Origin of the sequence: Gordonia sp. YY1 (assembly GCF_009872315.1) — a bacterium.
Lineage (GTDB): Bacteria > Actinomycetota > Actinomycetes > Mycobacteriales > Mycobacteriaceae > Gordonia > Gordonia amicalis.
Window position 1 is genome coordinate 1 of record NZ_WXYI01000052.1, and the last position, 1,302, is coordinate 1,302.

The following is a 1,302-nucleotide window of genomic DNA, read 5'->3' on the forward strand; positions in this document are numbered from 1 at the left end:
TGTGGTTCCCCCGGAATCGTGGAGGACTCCTCTATGCGGCTTCGGGCTCGGTGACTGCGGTGTTCTCGTAGTCGACCGGACTCATCATCCCGATCGCGCTGTGGCGACGCTGGTGATTGTAGAAGCCGTAGCACCACTCCAACACGACCGCCTGCGCCTCCATGATAGTATGGAACTCGTTGCGTGACAACACTTCCCACTCCAAAGAAGAGAAGAATGCCTCCGCTGCGGCGTTGTCGAAACACGATCCGACCCGGCCCATCGACTGCCGGATACCCATCTTCTGGCACAGCCTGGTGAACCGTTTCGCGGTGTACGTCGACCCACGATCGGTGTGGAAAATCAGCTTCTGCGCATCGTCATCACGCCATATCGCCTGCATACCGCCCCGCGTGGCGACCGCCATCTCGATCGCCGCACACGCCAACGCTGCATCCGGGTGACGACTGGTGGCCGCCCCCAGCAGGCGGCGACTGTAGAGGTCGATGACCGTGGCCAGATACAGCTTGCCCGCCGCGGTCGGGATCTCGGTGATGTCGCCGACCCACCGCTGATCGGGGCACTGTGCGGTGAAATCGCGACCCAACAAATCGGGGAACTTCGGGGCGGTCTTGTCCTGACGGGTCAGCCCGTTGCGCCGGCGGATCCGCCGCGCGACCAGGCCCTGACGACACATCGAATCAGCGACAGTCTTCTCGGTCACCGTCCACCCGTCAGCACGCAGATCCGCATGCAGGCGCGGTGACCCGTGCAGGCCGCGGGCCTTGTCGAACGCCACCGCCACGGCCCGGTCGATGGTGTCCCGGCGATAGTCGCGGGTGGTGTGCAAACCCGTTGCCGCACCCGGCGATTGGGTCCGCTTATGCCATTTGTAGAACCACGCCTCGCTGACCCCGAGCAGCCGGCAGGACACCGCGTGTGGCACCCGATAGTTGGTCCTCTGGTCGGCGATAAAGCGTGCCACGCTCACTTCGTCGCCTCCTTCACCCACAGGACCACTGATCGCTTGAGGACATCACGCTCCATGCGCAGCTCGGCGACCTCGTCACGCAACCGTTTGAGCTCAGCAGCGTCATCAACGGTCAGCTCGCCGCGGCCCTCCCGCTCGGCGCGCGCCCGGTTGACCCAGTTACCCAAGGTGCCCTCGTTGACCCCCAGGTCTCGAGCGACCTGGGCGATCGGCTTACCTGTCTCCTCGACGATCCGGACCGCCCCATCACGAAACTCCCGGTCGTACTTCTTCCGCTTCTCTGGCATCGTGCTCCTCATTATCGATGCCTCTACGGTTCGGGGGGAACCTCA

Annotated in this window: 2 protein-coding genes; both read right to left on the bottom strand. The window is 64.1% G+C overall.

Features of this window, described 5'->3' with window-relative positions; genetic code table 11:
- Positions 1-31: 31 nt before the first annotated feature.
- The gene (locus BPODLACK_RS23080; RefSeq protein WP_020169777.1) at positions 32-970 is read right to left on the bottom strand and encodes an IS3 family transposase; all 939 of its coding nucleotides are present in this window, start codon (positions 968-970) and stop codon (positions 32-34) included.
- On the bottom strand, positions 967-1,257 hold the full coding sequence (locus tag BPODLACK_RS23085) for a transposase (protein WP_005195137.1): 291 nt from the start codon (positions 1,255-1,257) through the stop codon (positions 967-969). The genes BPODLACK_RS23080 and BPODLACK_RS23085 overlap by 4 nt, the downstream gene beginning before the upstream one ends.
- Positions 1,258-1,302 lie beyond the last annotated feature (45 nt).

Excerpts from the sequence above, each read along its gene's own strand:
- BPODLACK_RS23085 (WP_005195137.1), bottom strand. The coding sequence starts at position 1,257 with ATGCCAGAGAAGCGGAAGAAGTACGACCGGGAGTTTCGTGATGGGGCG.